The 20,098-nt window shown below is 71.9% G+C and carries 16 protein-coding genes and 1 tRNA gene; 12 read left to right on the top strand and 5 right to left on the bottom strand.

Translation table 11 applies throughout. From position 1 onward, the window contains the following. Positions 1-30 precede the first annotated feature (30 nt). A complete protein-coding gene (locus H1D24_RS29265) occupies positions 31-1,086 on the bottom strand; it encodes a LacI family DNA-binding transcriptional regulator (protein ID WP_181660721.1) in 1,056 nt (351 codons plus the stop codon). 389 nt (positions 1,087-1,475) lie between these two features. Between H1D24_RS29265 and H1D24_RS29260 the strand changes: the two genes are divergently transcribed. The 4 genes from H1D24_RS29260 to H1D24_RS29245 all read left to right on the top strand — a co-directional run bounded on the left by H1D24_RS29260 (position 1,476) and on the right by H1D24_RS29245 (position 6,463). Beyond that, on the top strand, positions 1,476-2,804 hold the full coding sequence (locus H1D24_RS29260; RefSeq protein WP_181660720.1) for an ABC transporter substrate-binding protein: 1,329 nt from the start codon (positions 1,476-1,478) through the stop codon (positions 2,802-2,804). Next, the gene (locus H1D24_RS29255) at positions 2,801-3,829 is read left to right on the top strand and encodes a carbohydrate ABC transporter permease (protein WP_181660719.1); all 1,029 of its coding nucleotides are present in this window, start codon (positions 2,801-2,803) and stop codon (positions 3,827-3,829) included. The genes H1D24_RS29260 and H1D24_RS29255 overlap by 4 nt, the downstream gene beginning before the upstream one ends. Beyond that, positions 3,826-4,728: a carbohydrate ABC transporter permease gene (locus H1D24_RS29250; RefSeq protein ID WP_181660718.1), complete on the top strand. Its 903-nt coding sequence runs from the start codon at positions 3,826-3,828 to the stop codon at positions 4,726-4,728. Before H1D24_RS29255 ends, H1D24_RS29250 begins: the two co-directional genes overlap by 4 nt. 310 nt (positions 4,729-5,038) lie before the next feature. Beyond that, positions 5,039-6,463 (top strand): GH1 family beta-glucosidase, encoded by a 1,425-nt coding sequence (locus tag H1D24_RS29245; protein WP_181660717.1) that lies wholly within the window; start codon positions 5,039-5,041, stop codon positions 6,461-6,463. Positions 6,464-6,627: 164 nt separating this feature from the next. Here the strand turns inward: H1D24_RS29245 and H1D24_RS29240 are convergent, their stop codons facing one another. Both H1D24_RS29240 and H1D24_RS29235 read right to left on the bottom strand, forming a co-directional pair. Further along, positions 6,628-7,503, bottom strand: a complete 876-nt coding sequence (locus tag H1D24_RS29240) for a spermidine synthase (RefSeq protein ID WP_181660716.1) — start codon at positions 7,501-7,503, stop codon at positions 6,628-6,630. 212 nt (positions 7,504-7,715) lie between these two features. Then, positions 7,716-8,258, bottom strand: a complete 543-nt coding sequence (locus H1D24_RS29235) for a hypothetical protein (protein WP_181660715.1) — start codon at positions 8,256-8,258, stop codon at positions 7,716-7,718. Between the two features lie 317 nt (positions 8,259-8,575). Between H1D24_RS29235 and H1D24_RS29230 the strand changes: the two genes are divergently transcribed. Then, entirely contained in the window at positions 8,576-10,036 is a 1,461-nt protein-coding gene (locus tag H1D24_RS29230) for an NsdA family TPR-like regulatory protein (RefSeq protein WP_181660714.1), read from the top strand. Between the two features lie 145 nt (positions 10,037-10,181). On the opposite strand, the gene H1D24_RS29225 is transcribed toward H1D24_RS29230, so the two are convergent. Further along, the gene (locus H1D24_RS29225) at positions 10,182-10,784 is read right to left on the bottom strand and encodes a histidine phosphatase family protein (protein ID WP_181660713.1); all 603 of its coding nucleotides are present in this window, start codon (positions 10,782-10,784) and stop codon (positions 10,182-10,184) included. A 329-nt stretch (positions 10,785-11,113) separates the two neighbouring features. Between H1D24_RS29225 and H1D24_RS29220 the strand changes: the two genes are divergently transcribed. The 7 genes from H1D24_RS29220 (at position 11,114) to H1D24_RS29190 (ending at position 18,204) form a co-directional block, all read left to right on the top strand. Beyond that, the gene (locus H1D24_RS29220; protein WP_181660712.1) at positions 11,114-12,106 is read left to right on the top strand and encodes a phosphatase PAP2 family protein; all 993 of its coding nucleotides are present in this window, start codon (positions 11,114-11,116) and stop codon (positions 12,104-12,106) included. After that, positions 12,057-13,181: a hypothetical protein gene (locus H1D24_RS29215; RefSeq protein ID WP_181660711.1), complete on the top strand. Its 1,125-nt coding sequence runs from the start codon at positions 12,057-12,059 to the stop codon at positions 13,179-13,181. Before H1D24_RS29220 ends, H1D24_RS29215 begins: the two co-directional genes overlap by 50 nt. 469 nt (positions 13,182-13,650) lie before the next feature. Further along, positions 13,651-15,282 carry an amino acid adenylation domain-containing protein gene (locus tag H1D24_RS29210; protein ID WP_181660710.1) on the top strand — a complete coding sequence of 544 codons (1,632 nt, stop codon included), beginning with the start codon at positions 13,651-13,653 and terminating at the stop codon, positions 15,280-15,282. Then, positions 15,279-16,787 (top strand): AAA domain-containing protein, encoded by a 1,509-nt coding sequence (locus tag H1D24_RS29205; protein WP_258564394.1) that lies wholly within the window; start codon positions 15,279-15,281, stop codon positions 16,785-16,787. The genes H1D24_RS29210 and H1D24_RS29205 overlap by 4 nt, the downstream gene beginning before the upstream one ends. Positions 16,788-16,908: 121 nt before the next feature. Next, entirely contained in the window at positions 16,909-17,259 is a 351-nt protein-coding gene (locus H1D24_RS29200; RefSeq protein WP_181660709.1) for a DUF8844 domain-containing protein, read from the top strand. A 192-nt stretch (positions 17,260-17,451) separates the two neighbouring features. Beyond that, a complete protein-coding gene (locus tag H1D24_RS29195) occupies positions 17,452-18,153 on the top strand; it encodes a bifunctional DNA primase/polymerase (RefSeq protein ID WP_181660708.1) in 702 nt (233 codons plus the stop codon). Beyond that, a tRNA-Lys gene (locus H1D24_RS29190) sits at positions 18,131-18,204 on the top strand. The genes H1D24_RS29195 and H1D24_RS29190 overlap by 23 nt, the downstream gene beginning before the upstream one ends. 231 nt (positions 18,205-18,435) lie before the next feature. Here H1D24_RS29190 and H1D24_RS29185 read toward each other — a convergent pair. Then, positions 18,436-19,773 (bottom strand): M6 family metalloprotease domain-containing protein, encoded by a 1,338-nt coding sequence (locus H1D24_RS29185; protein ID WP_258564393.1) that lies wholly within the window; start codon positions 19,771-19,773, stop codon positions 18,436-18,438. Positions 19,774-20,098 lie beyond the last annotated feature (325 nt).

Here is a 20,098-nt window from a genome sequence, read left to right as displayed (position 1 = left end):
TCCGCCCCCCGTCCAGACCCGGCGCGCCCCTCAGGACGAGGCCCGCTCCACGAGCCGTGTCGGAAGCACGACCTGCTGACGGTCCAGGCCCCGGGACGCGGCCGGGCGGCCGTCGGCGATCTCGGCGAGCAGGAGATCGATCATGGCCCGGCCCATCTCCTCGATCGGCTGCCGCACGCTCGTCAGCGGCGGATCCATATGGCGGGCGATCGCCGAGTCGTCGAAGCCGACAAGGGCGACGTCGTCGGGGATGCGGCGGCCGGCCTCGCGCAACACCTGCCGGGCGCCGGCCGCCATCACGTCGGAGCCCGCGAACACCGCGTCCAGGCCGGGGCGCCGCCGCAAGAGCTCCGCCATGGCGCGGCGGCCGCCCTCCTCGGTGAAGTCACCCGCCACGATCAGGTCTTCGTCCACCTCGTGGCCCGCGTCCCGCAGACTGCCCCGGTAGCCGTCGACACGGCGCTGCGCACCGTAGACCTCCAGCCGGCCCGTTATGGTCCCGATCGTCGATCGACCGCGCGCCAACAGGTGCTCCACGGCCGAGCGCGCGCCGGAGTAGTTGTCCGAGTCGACCGAGGGCAAGGTCTCCTCTGCGGACCGCCGGCCGCTGATCACAGCCGGGATCTCCAGCTGCGCCAGCAGATCGGGCAGCGGGTCATCGGCGTGCACGGAGACCAGCAGCACGCCGTCCACCCGGTGCGCGGCCAGATACTGGGCCAGCCGCCTCCGCTCCCGGTCACTGCCCGCGAAGATCAGCACCAGCTGCATCTCCGTCTCGGAGAGCTGCGAGCCGACACCGCGGAGCATGTCCGAGAAGTACGGCTCGGCGAAGAACCGGGTCTCGGGCTCGGGCACCACCATGGCGATGGCGTCGGTACGGTTGGCGGCGAGCGCGCGCGCCGCCGTGTTCGGTACGTAGCCGAGTTCCGCTACGGCGGCCTCGACCGCCTCACGTGTCGCGTCGCTGACCCGTGGCGAACCGTTGATCACCCGGGAGACCGTGCCGCGGCCCACACCCGCGCGTGCGGCGACCTCTTCCAGCGTCGGCCGTCGGCCACCCCGGCTCCGCGCTCCGTACGCTGCCATTGCCCGCCTCCCGTTCACCGTGCCAGGTGAGGAATCTAACAGTCCGATCTACGACCGGGTCAGGTCCCATCTCCTGCGGGGACTTCAGCCCTCGATCCGCTCCTCAGTCCGGTCGCCGGTCCGCTCCTCAGCCCCGCCCGCAGTCCGTCCGCCGCCGCCCGGCCGTCCGGTACCTAACAGCCCGATAACTGAAGGCATATCTCGCTGTCCGGTCCCTTGACACCCCCGCGCCGAGCCGCGACCCTTCAACACATCACCTGTGGGAGCGCTCCCACAGTACCTGACACCTACACATCCCGCACGTTCCCCGCCCGAGCCGCAGCGTGAATATACGGGCCCAACAGTGCAGTTGGCCGGGGGGTCGGCACGTCAGGCAACAGGAGGACGCAATGCGCACGAGTACCCGCCGGTCCCACCGGATGATGGCCCTCGCGGCCGTCGCCGCGCTGACTACGGGGCTGCTGGCCGGCTGTGCCGAGGACCCGGACGACGGTCCGTCGGACTCTTCCAGCGGCGGAGGCGACGCAAAGGGCAAGATCACGCTCACGGTGGGCACCTTCGGCGTGTTCGGCTACAAGCAGGCCGGTCTCTACGACGAGTACATGAAGCTGAACCCGGACATCAACATCAAGGAGAACGTCACCACCCGCACCGACGTGTACTGGCCCAAGACGCTCACCCGTCTGCAGGCCGGTTCCGGTACCGACGACATCCAGGCGATCGAGGTCGGCAACGTCACCGAGGCCGTGCAGACGCAGGCCGACAAGTTCGTCGACCTCGGCAAGGAGGTCGACAAGTCCCAGTGGCTGGACTGGAAGTTGGCGCAGGCCACCACCAAGGACGGCAAGACGATCGGGCTCGGCACCGACATCGGCCCGATGGCCATCTGCTACCGCAAGGACCTGTTCGAGAAGGCCGGCCTGGAGACGGACCGCACCAAGCTCGCCGAGCTGTGGAAGGGCGACTGGTCCAAGTACGTCGACCTCGGCAACGACTACATGAAGAAGGCGCCGAGCGGCACCAAGTACGTGGACTCCGCCTCCTCCGTCTACAACGCGGCGCTCGGCGGCGCGACCGAGCGCTACTACGACAAGGACGGCAACGTCGTCTGGGACAAGTCCGCGGGCGTGAAGGAAGCCTGGGACGTGGCCATGGAGGTGGCGACCAGCGACATGTCGGCGAAGCTGAAGCAGTTCGACAAGCCGTGGGACCAGGGCTACGCCAACGGCACCTTCGCGACCGTTGCCTGTCCCGCGTGGATGATGGGCTACATCCAGCAGAAGTCCGGTGACTCCGGCAAGGGCAAGTGGGACGTGGCGGCGGCGCCGACCGCGGCCAACTGGGGCGGTGCGTTCCTCGGTGTGCCGACGGCGAGCAAGCACCAGAAGGAGGCCATCGCCCTGGCGAAGTGGCTGACCGCGCCCGAGCAGCAGGCGAAGGTCTTCGCCGAGCAGGCGAGCTTCCCGTCGACCCCGTCGGCGTACGCGAACCTGAAGCCGGCGGCCGACACCACGGCGTACTTCTCGGACGCGCCCATCACGCAGATCTTCTCCGACTCGGCGAAGACCATCCCGACGCAGTACCTCGGCGCCAAGGACCAGCCGATCGGCACCGCGATCACCGACGTCGGCATCCTGCAGGTCGAGCAGAAGGGCAAGAGCCCTGAGCAGGGCTGGGAGGCGGCCACCGAGGAGATCAAGGACGTGCTCGGCCAGTGAGCAGCTCCAAGCAGGCTCTCGCGCATCCCGCGTCGAGCGCCGACGCCGCGCCCGGCAATCAGCCGGGCGCGGCTCGGGGCGCTCAGGGTCGCGGTACACCACCGGCCGGCACCGATTCCTGGCGCAGCCGGCTGTACCGCTGGGACATGAAGGCGTCGCCGTACGTCTTCATCGCCCCCTTCTTCGTCATCTTCGGGGCGTTCTCGCTCGTCCCGCTCCTGTACACGGCCTGGTACTCGCTGCACAACGTGCAGCTGTCGGCGCTGGACAACCAGACCTGGGCGGGCCTGGACAACTACAAGAACCTGCTGTCCTCGGACTTCTTCTGGAACGCCCTGACGAACACCTTCACCATCGGCGTCATCTCGACCGTGCCACAGCTCCTCGCGGCGCTCTGGCTCGCGCACCTGCTCAACTACCGGCTGCGCGGCTCGGTCGTCTGGCGGGTCGTGATGCTCACCCCGTACGCCACCTCGGTGGCGGCGGCGACGCTGGTGTTCGTGCTGCTGTACTCCTGGGACGGCGGCATGATCAACTGGCTGCTCGACTTCGTCGGGATCGACCCGGTCAACTGGCGTGAGTCGGACTGGGGTTCGCAGTTCGCCGTCTCCACGATCGTGATCTGGCGGTGGACCGGCTACAACGCGCTGATCTACCTCGCGGCGATGCAGGCGATCCCCAGCGACCTCTACGAGTCGGCGGCCCTCGACGGCGCGGGCCGCTGGCAGCAGTTCCGCCATGTGACGGTCCCGATGCTGCGGCCGACGATCCTGTTCACGGTGGTCGTCTCCACGATCGGAGCGACGCAGCTGTTCGGTGAGCCGCTGCTGTTCGGCGGGGTCAGCGGCTCGAAGGGCGGCTCCGAGCACCAGTACCAGACGCTCGGCCTGTACATGTACGACCAGGGCTGGATGATCGGCAACCTGGGCAAGGCGTCCGCGATCGCCTGGTCGATGTTCCTGATCCTGCTGATCGTCGCCGCGATCAACATGCTGGTCTCCCGCCGTCTGAGGAAGTCCCAATGACCACTAGTGAACTGATGCCCCCTCAGGCGAAGGTGAAGGGTGACCGGGGTTCCCGGCGGCTCGGGGTGATGGGCGCGGGCAAACAGCTGCACGCGGGCCCGGTCACCTATGTCGTCCTGACGGTCTTCGCGCTGATCTCGCTGGCGCCGCTGGTGTGGACGGCCATCGCGGCCTCGCGCACCGACCGTCGGCTCGCCGAGACGCCGCCACCACTGTGGTTCGGCGGGAACCTGTTCAAGAACCTGGAGACCGCGTGGAGCGAGGCCGGTCTCGGCACCGCGATGTTCAACACCACGTTCGTCGCCGCGACCATCACCGTCGGTACGGTCCTGTTCTCCACGCTCGCCGGGTTCGCCTTCGCCAAGCTGCGGTTCCGGTTCTCCAGCGCGCTGCTGCTAGTGACCATCGGCACGATGATGGTCCCGCCGCAGCTGGCCGTCGTGCCGCTGTACCTGTGGATGAGCGACCTGGGCTGGTCCAACCAGCTGCAGACGGTGATCCTGCCGACCCTGGTCAGCGCCTTCGGCACGTTCTTCATGCGGCAGTACCTGGTGCAGGCGCTGCCCACCGAGCTGATCGAGGCGGCGCGCGTCGACGGTGCGAACAGCCTGCGCATCGTGTGGCACGTCGTCTTCCCGGCGGCGCGGCCCGCGATGGCGGTGCTGGGGCTTCTGACCTTCGTGATGGCCTGGAACGACTTCCTCTGGCCGATCATCGCCCTCAACGGGCAGAACCCGACCGTGCAGGTCGCCCTCATGCAGCTCGGCACCGGCTACATCCCCGACCAGGCGGTGATCATGGCGGGCGCGCTGCTCGGCACGCTGCCGCTGCTGATCGCCTTCCTCCTGTTCGGCAAGCAGATCGTCGGCGGAATCATGCAGGGCGCCATCAAGGGCTGAGGTCCGTGCGGGCCGTGCCACGTGCGGAGCCGCCCTCGTCCGGTGGCCTCCGCACGGCCGGTCCGTGCGGACCGCGTCCGTTCAGACGGCCGTGGAGCGGTGCCGTACGGCACGGATCTCCGTGCCGTACGGCGGGCCGGGTCACCGTCGCACCGGCACCTCCACCTGCCCGGGTCTCTGCCTCCCCCTGCCCCCGTTCACGCCGCCACCCCCCGCGACTCCCTCACGCGCCACCCCCCGCCCATCCCTTCGGTCCCCTCCTCCATCCCTTCCGACCGGTCTTCCACGACCTTCCCATGGGAGCGCTTCCATGCCTGAACCCCTGACCTTCCCGCCCGCCTTCCTCTGGGGAGCCGCCACCTCGGCGTACCAGATCGAAGGCGCGGTGCGGGAAGACGGCCGCACCCCCTCGATCTGGGACACCTTCTGCCGCACACCCGGCAAGGTGAACGGCGGCGACACCGGCGATATCGCCGTCGACCACTACCACCGCTACCGCGACGACGTCGCCCTCATGGCGGACCTCGGCCTCACCGCGTACCGCTTCTCGGTGTCCTGGCCGCGTGTCCAGCCGACCGGCCGCGGCCCGGCCGTCCAGCGCGGCCTGGACTTCTACCGGCGCCTCGTCGACGAGCTGCTCGCACACGGCATCAAGCCGGCCGTCACCCTCTACCACTGGGACCTCCCGCAGGAGCTCGAGGACGCGGGCGGCTGGCCGGAGCGCGAGACGGCGTACCGTTTCGCCGAATACGCGGCGATCGTGGGCGAGGCCCTCGGAGACCGCGTCGAGCAGTGGATCACTCTCAACGAGCCGTGGTGCAGTGCCTTCCTGGGCTACGGCTCCGGGGTGCACGCCCCCGGCCGCACGGACCCCGCGGCCGCCCTGCGCGCCGCCCACCACCTCAACCTCGCCCACGGCCTGAGCACCACGGCCCTGCGCGGCGTGATGCCCGCCCGCAACAGCGTCGCGGTGAGCCTCAACTCATCCGTGGTCAGGACGGTTTCGGACGCGCCCGAGGACCTGGACGCAAAGCGGCGCATCGACAACCTCGCCAACGGGATCTTCCACGGCCCGATGCTGCACGGCGCCTACCCCGAGACGCTGTTCGCCGACACGGCCCGGGTCACCGACTGGTCGTTCGTCCAGCAGGGCGACCTCGGCGCCATACACCAGCCGCTGGACGCGCTGGGCCTCAACTACTACACGCCCACCCTGGTCTCGGGCGCCGAGAACGCCCCCGCGGGGGCGCGCGCGGACGGCCACGGCGAGAGCAACCACTCCCCCTGGCCGGCCGCCGACGACGTGGCGTTCCACCAGACCCCCGGCGACCGCACGGAGATGGGCTGGACCATCGACCCCACCGGCCTGCACGAGCTGATCATGCGCTACTCCCGCGAGGCACCGGGCCTGGCGCTGTACATCACCGAGAACGGCGCGGCCTACGACGACAAGCCGGACCCCGACGGCCGCGTCCACGACCCGGAGCGCATCGCCTATCTGCACGGCCACCTCTCCGCCGTACGGCAGTCGATCACCGACGGCGCCGACGTCCGCGGCTACTACCTCTGGTCCCTGATGGACAACTTCGAGTGGGCGTACGGCTACGAGAAGCGGTTCGGCGCGGTGTACGTGGACTACGCGACGCTGGCCCGTACGCCGAAGTCGAGCGCCCGGTGGTACGGGGAGGTGGCGAGGACGGGGGCGGTGCCGTCGGCGGAGACGGGCGGCGAGTAGAACCCGGGGCCCGGCACCGCGGTGCGGCGTCCCTCCGGGGCGCCGCACGACCAAGGAAACAGCCGAGGAACAAAGGGTACGACTAAGGAACAAAAGGGCATTGCTGAGGAACACTAGGGCACTGCGGGGGAACACAAGGCACGGCTGAGGGCAGGCGGAGACCCTCAGCGGAAGACGGACGGCGGCGGCGCTGGTGATGCGACGGCGCTCGCGTCCGTCACCACCGCCGCTCCCCCGGTGAAATCGGCGAGTGCCCGCCCGTGCTCGACCCGTCCGGGGTGTGGATCACTCGCGGCGCGCCGGGTCAGTTCGGCGACCGGCAGGGGCAGGCCGGAGGCGACGAGGACGGCGTTTCCGAAGCGCTTGCCGCGCAGCACGGTCGGGTCGGCGACGAGGGCGAGCTCGGGGAAGACGGCCGCGGCCGTCGCGATCTGGCCGCGCAGATGGGCGAGCGGCGGCCCGTCGGCGAGGTTGGCGGCGTACCAGCCGCCCGGTCCGAGGACCCTGCGTACGTCGTGCAGGAACTCGGCGCTGGTGAGATGCGCGGGGGTGCGGGCGCCGCTGAACACATCCGCGATCACCATGTCGGCCCAGCCGTCGGGGATCTTGGCGAGCGCGGCGCGGGCGTCGGCGGAGCGCACCCGTATGCGGGCGCCGGGATCCAACGGGAGTTCGCGACGGACGAGTTGCACGAGGGCCGCGTCGCGCTCGGCGATCTGCTGGGTGGAGCGGGGGCGGGTGGCGGCGACGTACCGGGCGAGAGTGAAGGCGCCTCCGCCGAGATGCACGGCCTGCACCGGCTTTCCCGGCGGCGCGACGAGATCGATGACGTGGCCGAGCCTGCGCTGGTACTCGAAGGAGAGATACGCGGGGTCGTCGAGATCGACGTGCGACTGCGGGGCGCCGTCGACGAGCAGCGTCCAGGCGCGTACCCGGTCCCGGTCGGGTATCAGCTCGGCGAGCCCACCGTCGACCTCGGCCACGACGGCCGCCACAGCGTCCCGCCTGCCCCTCGCCTTTTTGTCCTTCGACCGCGCCACCTGCTCATTATCGGGTGCCTGGGGGGGGAAGGGGGCCTCGCGTGGGGCACGCGCCTGGCGCCGCGGAGCGGCACGAAAGGGCGGGTGGATGGGAAACCGCCGCGGAGCGGCGAAGAAAATAGCCGCGGAGCGGCAGGGAGCCCGGTGCCGCGGAGCGGCACGAAAACCGCCGCGGAGCGGCGAAGAAAACACGCCCCAGCCAGCGCAAGCGTTCAGCGGCAGTTGTCCGCGGCAGCGATCATCCGCGCCGCCTCATCCAGCGCCTCACGGAGCACGTCCGGGTCGGTGACCTGCGCGGTGACCTCCGCGTCGGCCGGATGCACCGAGTCGGCCGACTGAGCCGCGGCGGGCGGAAGCAGCCAGCGCGTGCCCTCGATGGGCGGTACGGGCGCGGTGCCGATGCCGCGGCCGAAGGTCTGGGTGCAGGCGCTGCCGGGGACGTCCCAGGCGTCGGCGGTGCCGGGCGGAACAAGGAAACCGAGTACGTCGCAGCCCCCGTCGTGCAGAACGGGACCGACGGCCTCCAAGGGACCGCGCCGGAGGATGTCGACCGCCTCGAGGCCCTGGCGGGCCGGCACGGTGACCAGGTCGCAGGTGTCCTCGTCCCGTGCCTTCAGGTCCTGGGAGGGGCCGCCGGGCAGGTCCTGGCAGAGGCCCCCGGGCTCCATTCCGCGCGCCGGTGCGCTGCCCTCCGGAGTCGGCCGGTGCTGCGCGGTCGACAGCGACGGACACAGTGCGTGTGCGTTGTTCTCCATTCCGGCCTCCAACACGGAACCCCTCCACGCTCGAGTCGCTCGGTTCGGCACCACGCGGCCCTTCCAGGACCGCGTAGCTCCCTCTCCGCATCGTCCAACGTCCGTCCCGCGTCAACGGCTACGGCAGGACACCGCCGCAAAGGATGGCAGTTCATGGCAGATCCCATACGAGTTATCCGGTTTGTGGTCAAACTCTGCGTGGCGGTGCCGTCACAAGGGGTACCTTCTTGCCCCGCCGGAACAGGGGCAGCAGACGTACGGCCCGGGAGTACAACTCCCCCCGGAGTCCGGCTCGATGCACATGAGAGGGCCCGGACATGGAGTCGTCATCGGCGACCTCGTCGTCACCGTCCCGCCGACGGGATCTCCAATCGAATCTCGCCTTCCGGGAGCTGCGCGGACAGCGCTCGCCTGGCGAGTTCGCAGCCGCGGTCCGGCGGGCCGCTCGCGAGATCGGCGAGCGGGTCAGCTGTGACGCGCGGTACATCGGGCGAGTCGAGGCAGGCGAGATCCGCTGCCCCAACTACGCCTACGAGCGCGTGTTCCTGCACATGTTCCCCGGCCGCTCGCTCACGGACCTGGGCTTCGTCCCTCGTTCCGAGGTACGCGGCCGAGGGCGGGCCCGGTCGGAAGCGGCGCAGCCGCCGCTCACGGCCGAGCAGAGCGGGAGCCGGCACCAAGGGCTCCTGCCCCATGAGATCCCGCACCAGGAAATCCCGCACCACGAGACCGAGAACCACAAGGAGAGCGACGTGCAGCGTCGCGCGTTCATGACGGGCGGTACGGCCACGGTGGCCGCCGCCTCCTTCGCGCCCTTAGGGCTCACCAGGGACGGCGGTGCCGCCGCCACGGCAGCCGGCCGGCCCGTCCGCAGGGTCGGCCACGCCGAGGCCAACGCGGTCGAGGAGGCCGTACGCAAGATCCGGCTGCTCGACGACCGGCATGGGGCCGACGGCCTCTACCGCCGTGCCGCGGCGCCGCTGCGCGCCGCCTACGCCCTGCTCGACGCGGGCACCGCCCGGCAGGCGACCGCCCAGCGACTGCAGGCGGGCGCGGGCGAACTCGCCATCTCAGTCGGCTGGTTGGCGCACGACTCCGGGCGCTTCGACGACGCACGCTCGCACTACGCGGAGGCGCTGGCGACCGCGCGGATGTCCGGGGATGCGGCCCTGGAGGCGCATGCCTTCTGCAACACGGCGTTTCTCGCCCGGGACGCGGGCCGGCCGCGCGAGGCGGTGCGCGCCGCGCAGGCGGCGCAGCGCGTGGCCCGCAATCTGGTGTCGCCGCGGCTGCTGTCGCTGCTCGCGCTGCGCGAGGCGGGAGGCTGGGCGGGGCTCGGCGACCGCTCCGGCTGCGAGCGGTCGCTCAGCCGCGCCCAGGCCCTGTTCGACTGCGGCCCCTCGAACGCCGACCCGGAGTGGATGAGCTTCTACGGTGCGGCCGAACTGGAAGGGCTCGAGGCGCAGTGCTGGTCGGCCCTGGGCGACTGGTCCCGCGCGGCCCGCCATGCACGCCGCGCGACCGCGTTGCAGGACCCGCACTTCACGCGCAACACCGCGCTGTACACGGCGGAGCTGGCCGACGACCTCGCGCGGGCCGGCCACCCGGACGAGGCGTCGGCGGCGGGTTTGCGCGTACTGGACCTGCTGAACGAGGTCCAGTCGTCACGCGTCCTGTCGATGCTGGCGATGACGGCTCGTGTGCTGGCGCCGCATCGCAGGGCGCCGGGCGTCTCGACGTTTCTGGAGCGCCATCGCGAGGTGTCGCATTCGGCGTGACGTCCCAGGGGTCCCGGGTTCCGGCGGGTGGCCGGAAGCTCGGGGCCTGGCCGTGTCCGGGAGTGCGGGCCTGGCCGTGTCCGGGAGTCCGGGGCCTGGCCGTGTCCGGGAATCCGGGGCCCGGCCGTGTCCGGGAGTCCGGTAGCTAACCGCCGAGGGCCAGATGTCCGTTGTCGTTCCACGTCTCGATCGCCGGCTCCCCGTATGCCCACCCCAGCACGGACAGCGACGTCGGGTTGAGCCGGATGCGGGCCGCGAAGGCGAGGTCGAGGCCGAGCCAGCGCGCTCCGATGGACCGCAGGATGTGCCCGTGCGCGAAGACGAGCACGTCACGGTCGGCCGACCGCGCCCATGCGACGACCTCGTCCGCGCGGGCGGTCATCTCCGCGAGTGTCTCGCCCTCGGGCACCCCGTCGCGCCAGATCAGCCAGCCGGGCCTGATCGCCTGTATCTCAGCGGGCGTCATGCCTTCGTACGCGCCGTAGTCCCACTCCAGAAGCGTGTCCCAGGTGGTGGCGCGCTCACCGAAGCCGGCCAGTTCGCAGGTCTCACGCGCGCGTGCCAGCGGGCTCGTGCGTACCTCGGCCTCCGGGATCCCGTCGAGCGGCGCGCGCTGCAGACGTTCGCCGAGAAGCTTGGCGCCGCGCCGGCCCTCTTCGAGGAGCGGGATGTCCGTCCTGCCGGTGTGCTTTCCGGCCAGTGACCATTCCGTCTGTCCGTGCCGGGCCAGCAGGATGCGCGGTGCCATAGAGGGCCTTTCCGAGAGGCGAACAGGGCAGGGCGGGGCGGATGAGCTGATTTTCCGGAACAGGGTCCACCCGCTCCTCCATCATCGCGCACGGGTACGAATCGTCGCGCCCGGGTCCGGATCAGCGGGCCCGGTCCGGATCACCTCACCCGCCTCTGCGCCTGCCTCCGCGCAGGGCGCGCACTGGTTCGGAGAGCAACCCCGCAACGGATCTCTGCGTCTTGAAGATCGGGAGTGGCCGGCTGACATCGTCCGCATACGCGGTGCACATACACCGTAAAGTGGGCGGGCCGCAGCGGGCCGCTGGAGGCGGGGAGGGAGACCATCGGATGGCGCAGACCGACGCACCAGGTGAGAGCACGCCTGGCGCGAGCCGGCCACGCTGGTGGACCGAACTGCCCGTGATCATGGTGCTGTACGCCCTGTACTCGGCGGGCCGGCTGCTCGCCCGCGGTGACGTGTCGACCGCCGTCGACCACGGCCTCGCGATCCTCCGCTTCGAGAAGACCCTGCACCTCAACGCCGAGCACCCGCTGAACCGACTGTTCACCGCCGAGCCCTGGATCGGCATACCCGCGGACTTCTGGTACGCGTCGCTGCACTATCTGGTCACGCCCGCGATCCTGGTGTGGATCTTCCGCTCCCGGTCGGTCCACTACCGCGCCGCCCGCACCTGGCTGATGACCTCCACGCTCATCGCACTCGTCGGCTTCACGCTGCTGCCGACCTGCCCGCCACGGCTGCTGGCGGCGGGCCACGGCTTCGTCGACACGATGGCCCAGTACAGCGACTACGGCTGGTGGGCCGGCGAGGCGAGCGCGCCGCGCGGCCTGGGCGGCATGACCAACCAGTACGCGGCGATGCCGAGCCTGCACGTCGGGTGGGCGCTGTGGTGCGGCGTGATGCTGTGGCGGTACGGCGGCAACCGGCTCACCAGGGCGACCGCGGTGGCGTATCCGCTCGTCACCACCGTCGTGGTGATGGGCACCGCGAACCACTACTTCCTCGACGCGGTCGCGGGAGCGGCCGTGATGGGGGCCGGACTTCTCCTCGCCCAGCCCGTGATGCGGCTCGCGGACCTCGCGTGGACCCGGCTGGGGGCGCTCCGCGAGCCGGTCGGGCCGGCTCTCCCGGGCGCCTCCCGGGCCGGGGGTTCCTCAGCCTCTCCGGCCGCAGGTTCCTCGATTGTCAGTGCCGGATGCCAGACTTCGGCGGGTGAGCGAATTCCCGGACAGCGCAGACCCGGACAGCGCAGGCCCAGCACCGGGCCGAGTGCCAGCCCCGCAGACGCGGGGGACGGCGCTCCGGCACCGGCTCGCTGAGCTGCGCGGCCCCGCCCGGCCGCCGCAGCCGCTCGACGCGCGCGCCCTGGCCGCGCTCGCGGCCAATCCCGGCTGCAGGCGGCGCGCGCTGCTGGACGGCGCGGGGGTGGACAAGGCGGCGCTGGCGAGCGCCCTCGGCTCCCCTTCCTCCTTCGGGCAGTCGCAGTTCGCGTTCATCCGGGGCAATGCCTTCGAGGCGCGCGTCAAGGCTGACGGGGGCGCCGTGCTGCTGCGCCTGGTGCACGAGCGGCTGGACGCCTCCGCCGAGCCGCCCGAGCCGGGCAGCATCCGCACGCCGGATCTGTCGGCGGCGGGGCCGGAGGGGCGCGCGGCGCGTACGTCACTGGCGCTGCGCGAGGCGACCGCCGCCGGAGCGTGGAGCCTGCTCGACCACCCGATGCTCGCGCTGGACGTCGCGGGCTCCCCCGCGTTCCTGGAGCCGGACGCGGTGGTGGTCCACCCCGACGGCAGCTGGACGGTCGTGGAGATCAAGTCGTTCCCCGTGATCGACGGTTCGGCGGACGCGGCGAAGGTCGGGGCGGCCGCCCGGCAGTCCGCCGTGTACGTGCTGGCGCTGGGGCAGGTCGCCGGGCGCATGGACCCCGTGCCGCCCGTGCGCCACCGCGTCCTGCTGGTCTGCCCCAAGGACTTCTCGAATCTGCCGACCGCGTCCGCCGTGGACGTCCGCAAGCAGCTGTCGGTGACCCGCCGCCAGCTGGCCCGGCTCACCCGCATCGAGGACATCGCGGAGGCCCTGCCCGAGGGCACGACCTTCGACGTGGAGCGGCCCGCCGACGAGCTGCGGTCGGCGGTCGAATGCGTCCCCGCGGCGTACGCACCGGAGTGCCTGTCCGCCTGCGAGCTGGCCTTCCACTGCCGCGACCAGGCCCGCGCGGAGGGCGCCGTCACGGCCCTGGGCCGCTCGGTCCGCGGCGAACTCGGCGCCCTGACCACGGCCGGCACCGTACTCGCGGCGGCCCACGGCACAACCGGCGACCCGACGGATCCGACGGTGACGGCACTACGCAGAGCGGCCGCCCTGCGCGCGGAGGCCCTGGGGGGCGCCCCGTGCTGACGCCACTCGCCCTTGCGCCCGGCACCTCCTCGACGCCCGCTGGACCGCTGCCGTGCCGCAGCCCCGAACGCGCCCGCGGGGACATGGCGGGGTGTGCGCCAGCTGGGGGTACCTCCCAGGCCCTCAAGGCACTGAGGGAGGCCGGCGCACAACCCGAGCACCCCGCTCTGACGACGGCTCCACGCCGGACCGAGGACCCACATGCCCCCACGGCCCCGCCCCTGAGCGGGCCGCAGGCGCGAACCGGGCCCCCGTCGGACGGAGCCGCCCGGGAGACGGCGACCTCAGCGGCCGCAGCCGACCGGCAGACGGCGGCCCCGTCCCTGAACCGGCCGCAGGGGCGGGCGGCGATCCCGGCGGCGCCAGGTGCATCACACGCGTCGATGCCGCAGGACAGCGCCCCGCGTCAGACGGCGCCCCAGCCTGCCCAAGGCGCCCGGCCGGCGCCGTCCCGCGGCAAGGAGGCCCCGTGTCGCTGATCTCCACCCTCGCCCGGCTGGAAGCCATGAGCACCGGACGTGCGCAGCCCGCTGCCACCGTCCGGCATCGGCATCTGTCCGAGCGTCCGCTCGTCTTCGTGCCGCTCACCACCGCCGGCGAGGCGGGTGCCCCGCTGGGTGCGCTCGTCGGCACCGAGCGCGACGCGCCGCGCCTGCTCGTCGTGGACCAGCCGCGCGACCGCGACCTGCGATTCGCCTTCCTCGCCGAGCTCGCCGACGTCGTCCTGCCCTATGTCGACGAGTACGCGGAGGGGGTCGAGGCCGCCGAGCGCACCCAGACCGACCCGGAGACCGGCAAGCGCGTCAAGGTCGAGGTCGACCTGTGCACGGACGCACCGCAGCTGATCGTGCCGAGCCGGACGGGCATCGAGTTCGTACGGCTGCTCGGCCGCTCCATGCGCTTCCGGCGTACGGCCGAACAGGACCCCGATGCGCCGTACCCGGCCCCGGCCCGCGTACCGCTGCTCGGCCGTTGGCTGACGCACTTCGCGGAGCGCGCTCGCGTACCGGGCTCCTCATTGCTGCCCGCCATGACCGAGCTGCTGTCCCGGCACTGGGCGACCGGGCAGAGCAGCCTGGAGGACCAGCACCTCGGTGCGCTGCTCGCCTGGATCGACCCGCCCGACGGCGAGTCCGGCGCCGAGGCCGCTCTGCGGGCCGAGCTGGCGCGGGACGCCCATGGACAGCTGGTGTGCCCGCCCGCGGGCCCGGCCACCGACCCGGCGTTCGACAACCGGCTGCTGGCCCCGGCGATGGAGCGCTACGACCGCGCGCGTACCGCCCTGGCCGCCGCCGAGGACGGCATCGAGGCGGACCTCCGACTCGGCGAACTCACTGCCGCCGAGCAGCAGATCCGTGCCCTGGTCGAGAGCCGGACACGGCCCACCTGGGAGGCTGTGTGGCGCGGCATCGACCTTCTGCGGGCCCTGCCCGAAGCCTCGCATGTCGCCGATCGCTGGACCCGCGACCGCTGGTCCTTCACCAGCCACCGGGACCGGGTCGCCGCAGGTGAGCCGCCTCAGCCGCGGCGCGACGACGCCGTCACCGCCGCCAACAAGCTCGCCTCGCGCGAGCGCGAACAGGCCCGGCTGGACGCGCAGGAAGCGCTCGACGACCCACTGGTGATGGCCGGGCGACGGCTCGCCGGCGAGGCCTTCGCCGGCGAGGTGACGGATGTCGTCATGGCGTACAGCGAGAGCAAGCGGCCCAGCCCACGGCCTCTCGTCACCGTCCGCACCGACGACCGGCCGCACCTCGGCGAGCGCATCAAGGTCTACCGCTCCCTGGACGGCAAGCCGCAGACCGCGGAGTTCGTCGGATACGACGAGGGCGCCGACAGGGAGGGCGCCGGCCAAGGCCCCGGAGGGGTGACGCTCGTGCTGCGCCTACTCGACAAGATGGGCCGGGGCAAGGAGCCCGAGCCCGGTTCGGTGCCCGAGAAGGGCGACCGGCTGTGCTTCACGCTGTTCGAGCACGATCAGCGTGGCGGCCCCACGCTGCCGGACCCGGAGGAGACGCCGTGGACGCACGGCGGCCCGCCGGGTGAGGGCGCAGCCGTCGCGGAGGTTCCGGATCCGATGACCGAGGAGGACGTCCTATGACCGCCGACGCCCGCCCCTCCCTGGGGGCTGGGGCCGACTCTCACCCCGGCCTCGCCACCCGGGAAAACCAGGCCACCACGCAAAACCCGGCCACCCGGGACGGCCTGGCCTCCCCAGAGAGCCTGGCCTCCCCGGACGGCATCGCCGCCCCGAACGGCCTCGACGCCCCACAACCCGTGGCCTCCGATCCCGCCGCCGCGGCCGCCCGGGCCACCGACGCGATCCTGCGGGACACGATGCAAGGTGCGCACCGCGGGGTCGTCGTGGACTCTCCGCCGGGTGCGGGGAAGTCCACCCTCGTGGTGCGGGCGGCGCGTGAACTGGCCGCCGCCGGGCGCCTGTTGATGGTCATCGCCCAGACCAACGCCCAGGTCGACGACCTGGTGCTGCGGCTCGCCGAGAAGGACCCCGACCTCCCTGTGGGGCGGCTGCACAGCAGCGACGCGGATCCGTACGACAAGGCCCTCGACGGCCTGGCGAACGTGCGCAAGTCCGCCAAGGCCGCCGACCTCGCCGGGCTCGACGTGGTCATCTCGACCGCCGCCAAGTGGGCGCACGTGAAGGGCGTCGAGCCATGGCGGTACGCGATCGTCGACGAGGCGTACCAGATGCGTTCCGACGCGCTGCTCGCCGTGGCCGGGCTGTTCGAGCGGGCCCTGTTCGTGGGCGATCCGGGGCAGTTGGATCCGTTCGCGATCGTCGGGGCCGAGCAGTGGGCCGGTCTGGCGTACGACCCTTCGGCGTCCGCCGTGACGACGCTGCTCGCCCACAACCCTCAGCTGCCGCAGCACCGGCTGCCCGTGTCATGGCGGCTGCCCGCGTCGGCGGCGCCGCTGGTGTCGGACGCCTTCTATCCGTACACGCGGTTCCGCAGCGGCACCGGACACGGTGACCGGCGGCTCAGCTTCGCGGTGGCGTCGGACGGTTCGGGTCCTGACCGGGTCATCGACGAGGCCACCGAGGCGGGGTGGGGGCTGCTGGAGCTTCCTGCTCGGCATACGCCGCGTACGGACCCCGAGGCCGTACGGGCGGTGGCGCGGGTCGTGCGGCGGCTGCTGGACCGCGGGGGTGCGGCCGTCTCCGAGCAGTCGCCGGACCCGGTGCCGCTCACGGCCGACCGCATCGCGGTCGGCACGGCGCACCGCGATCAGGCCGCGGCCGTGCGCTCGGCGCTCGCGGATCTGGGGGTCGCGGATGTCACGGTGGACACGGCGAACCGGCTGCAGGGGCGGGAGTTCGACGTGACCGTCGTGCTGCATCCGCTGTCGGGGCGGCCGGATGCGACGGCGTTCCACCTGGAGACGGGCCGGCTGTGCGTGCTGGCCTCCCGGCATCGGCATGCCTGCATCGTGGTGTGCCGGGCGGGGGTCGCCGAACTGCTTGACGATCACCCGTCGACCGAGCCGGTGCAGTTGGGCGTGACGGTGAAGTTCCCGGACGGCTGGGAAGCGATGATGTCCACGTGGGACCACTGGTCCGAGCACCGGGTGTCGTGGACGCCCTGAATCGCCGGACGGAGTCCTGCGCGCCGCCGGACCGGCGTCCTGGGCCGGGGGCCTACTTGCGCGGCACGGGACAATGGAACGTGGCCCCCAAGGGCCACGGAACCGTACGAGGAGGAGAACCATGGCGGAGCCCGAGCGGCCCCGTACCGAGCCGCGGCTGCGCCCCGCGCCGCTGCTCTTCGAGCCTGCGGAGGTGGCCGCCGACCCGGAGCACTTCTTCGACCTGGAGTCGATCGAGGATCCGCGGGAGCTGCTGTCCCGAGCCACCGAGCTGACCCTCGCCTTCCGGGCCGCGACGGACAGAGCCGTCGAGTACCAGGCGATAGCCGCCGCACAGCTCGCGGATCCGCGCCGCTTCGACCGCCTGACGCCCGCCGACATCGCCGCCCGCGCCGAATGGACGGAGGACTACGCGAAGAAGATGGTCGAGTACGGGCGCGACCTGCTGCGCGGGACCGAAGCCGAGGCCTGAGCCCGCTCGCGAGCGCCCGAGAGGCACGAGCCGCCAGCCGCCCGGGGACCCGCGATTGCTCGTGAGGCAAAAGGCCGGAGCACGATCTTCCGGCATATGCCCGAGGGCAGGGTACTCCCTCCGTTCCGCCGGCGGACCGGTTTCCCGCAACTCACGGAAGCGTCACGCTCACTGCCGGTACACACAAATGCCATGAGCAGCAAACAGCTTCCTGTGGCCTTGTCCGTCCACGCTTTGTCCGCACACGATCAGTTCGACGTCTCGGACATCACATTCGAGGGGGCGTCCTGGCTCGCCTCAGCAGGCAGCGATCCGCAGAGCACCCTCGCGTTATGGCACGAGCGCCCCGAGGCTCCGATCGTGCTGCCCTGCGGTGACGCGTTCGACGTCGTCAACGTCCCCGCCATCTTCGGCCGCCGCATGCTGGACCGGTTGTGGGACGAGGGCCCGGGATCGGGGCCCATCGCCGCGTACCGCGGACGCATGCTGCTGTTCGCCGCGCCGGGGACCGCTCAGCGGCTGCCCTCGCTGCTGGCCTGGGAGGAATGGGCCGGCCGGTGCCGCGGCGTGCCGCCGCTGCTGTGCTACGGCCGCGGTGACGCCGTCACCGTGCCGCCGCTGGTGCCCGGGCCGTCCGCCTCGACCCGGCTCGACTGCCGCTGGCTCGTCGCGCCCGGCACCCGGAACCCCTGGCTGCCCGGGCCGGAGGTCCTTCTCTGGGCCGGTGTCCGCGCGGCCCGCGAGACCGCGGAGCGGCCCGGAGCAGCCCCGGCGAGGGCGGCGGCGGGAGACGGCCGGGAACCTGCGACGGCCCCGCGGATATCGATTTTCCTCCCGCCGACCAGGGTGCTAAGGTCTTCGACGTCAGCAGGCGCCGCTAGCTCAGTTGGTTAGAGCAGCTGACTCTTAATCAGCGGGTCCGGGGTTCGAGTCCCTGGCGGCGCACGATGGCGATGGCGAGGTGTGTTCGCGGAAAGCGCGAACCTCCTCGCCATCGTTGTTTCTGCGCGGCTTCGCCCCGCGTTGTGGGGGCTTCGCCACCCACACCCCCTCGGCCTCGGGCACCCCCTTGGCCCCGGCCTCGGGCACCCCCTTGGCCAGGGGTCGGGCACCCTATCGGCCGGGGTCGGGCACCCCCTCGGCCGGAGTCGAGGCAGCCCCAAGTCCCGACCGACCTCACCCCGTCGTGATCTTCACCGTCCACGCTCCCGACGGTGTCCGGTCCTCCGCCTCCACCCGTACCTTCGCGCCCGGCACCGTGAACGTCTCCCCCAGCCGCACCGGCGCATCCGCCAGCTCCGGATACACGGAGTCGCCCCAGCACGACTCGGAGTGCGGATGGGCGTCCACGACCTCGACCGGGCCGCCACCGGACGCCGTCCCGCTGCGGACGCGGTACGCGAGGATGCCCTCGGTGCAGCTCACCTCGTCGTTCCCGGCCGGGCCGCGGGCCTCGAAGGCGAGCGCGCTGGTACGGCCGGTGCGGACCACCGCCAGTTTGGTGCCGCCCCCGGAGCCGAACGGCTGACCGGCCAGCGCTCCGCCGGGTTCGGGTCCTTCCGCGAGCGGCTCCAGCGTCAGCCGTGTGGTGCCGAGCCCCTGCACGCACGCGACCTGCCTCGGCTCAAGCCAGCCGAGCTTCCACTTGTGCCAGCCGAAGAGGTCCGGGGCGAGCCCGAACTGGCTGCCCATGACGTCCCAGTCGCCGACGTAGGTGTCCCAGTCGCCCTTGCCGTCGGACGGACGATGGTAGAGATCCGGCAGGTCGAAGACGTGTCCCGTCTCATGGGCGAGCACGTTGCGGTCCGGCGGATGCCGCTCGAAGACCGTCACCACACGCCTGATGTCCGCGCCGTCGGCCTCGATCGGGCGCTCGAAGTTGACCACCTTGGTGGCGTCCGAATCGACACCCGGCGCATCCGGGTCCGCGACGAGGTACACGATGTCGTACTTGCGGAAGTCGACCCGCGGATTGGCGGCGTTGATCGCGTCCCGGAGATACGCGCTGCGCCGCGACGCGTTCCAGTCGCGCTTTATGGCGTACGAGGTGGAGGCGTGCGGCATCTCGATCCACGCGGGCTGCGGGTGCGGACGCAACGTGAACTTGCCGTACGAGGCGTGCGTGAAGAAGCGGCTGGTGGCGGGGAAGTAGTCGGCGGCCAGTGCCGCAGGGGTGACGCGGGGTCTGGAGTCCGGGAAGGAGAGGAAGACCATCACCGCGTCAAGGGTGCCCGTCGGCCGCGGATAGGCCGGGTTCCAGGTGTCCACGCCCTCCGAGTGGTGTGCCGCCGTGCGCTCCAGGGCGCACAGCCCGCCCAGGGGTTCGGCGGACACGGGGCCGGCCACCAGCGAGGTGGCGGCAAGGGCGGTCAGCGAGGTGAGGGCGGCCGTGGTGCTGCGCAGTCGGGTCCGGTCGCCCCCGTGCCGGAGGGCCCGGGGGCCCGCGACGGCAGCCGCTGATGTCGCAGCCCCCGGGAGGCGCAGTAGCCCCCTGAGGGGGAGCTGACGCGGCAAGTCGACCTCCGGGTGGGGAATTCGGGAGACCCCACCCAGACTGTGTGTGTTTGTTGATGTTCGCCCTGTTTATCTGCACCACTCGGGTGAGCGCTCCGACACCCCGGATTTTCACGCAATGTCACAAGCGGTCGTCCGCCGAAGAAACCCTGGCCGGACCTGGGCAGAAGCGGTCTGGCGTCGTGCAGGGGTGCGGCGTATCGCCGCATCGCGGCTGGAACGGGCCGGAGGCCAGCCTCTATGATCGGCACGATTTCCTGCGCGGACCGGGGCTTGGGCGGTCCTCCCCCCTCAGCGACCGCCTTCACCCCACAGCCGGAACGGC

This window comes from Streptomyces himalayensis subsp. himalayensis, assembly GCF_013778455.1.
Classification (GTDB): Bacteria; Actinomycetota; Actinomycetes; order Streptomycetales; family Streptomycetaceae; genus Streptomyces; species Streptomyces himalayensis.
This window is presented reverse-complemented; position numbering and strand designations above follow the sequence as displayed.

Coding starts and splice junctions, on each gene's coding strand:
- H1D24_RS29265 (WP_181660721.1), bottom strand. CDS start 1,086: ATGGCAGCGTACGGAGCGCGGAGCCGGGGTGGCCGACGGCCGACGCTG.
- H1D24_RS29260 (WP_181660720.1), top strand. CDS start 1,476: ATGCGCACGAGTACCCGCCGGTCCCACCGGATGATGGCCCTCGCGGCC.
- H1D24_RS29250 (WP_181660718.1), top strand. CDS start 3,826: ATGACCACTAGTGAACTGATGCCCCCTCAGGCGAAGGTGAAGGGTGAC.
- H1D24_RS29245 (WP_181660717.1), top strand. CDS start 5,039: ATGCCTGAACCCCTGACCTTCCCGCCCGCCTTCCTCTGGGGAGCCGCC.
- H1D24_RS29235 (WP_181660715.1), bottom strand. CDS start 8,258: ATGGAGAACAACGCACACGCACTGTGTCCGTCGCTGTCGACCGCGCAG.
- H1D24_RS29230 (WP_181660714.1), top strand. CDS start 8,576: ATGGAGTCGTCATCGGCGACCTCGTCGTCACCGTCCCGCCGACGGGAT.
- H1D24_RS29225 (WP_181660713.1), bottom strand. CDS start 10,784: ATGGCACCGCGCATCCTGCTGGCCCGGCACGGACAGACGGAATGGTCA.
- H1D24_RS29220 (WP_181660712.1), top strand. CDS start 11,114: ATGGCGCAGACCGACGCACCAGGTGAGAGCACGCCTGGCGCGAGCCGG.
- H1D24_RS29205 (WP_258564394.1), top strand. CDS start 15,279: ATGACCGCCGACGCCCGCCCCTCCCTGGGGGCTGGGGCCGACTCTCAC.
- H1D24_RS29200 (WP_181660709.1), top strand. CDS start 16,909: ATGGCGGAGCCCGAGCGGCCCCGTACCGAGCCGCGGCTGCGCCCCGCG.
- H1D24_RS29195 (WP_181660708.1), top strand. CDS start 17,452: ATGAGCAGCAAACAGCTTCCTGTGGCCTTGTCCGTCCACGCTTTGTCC.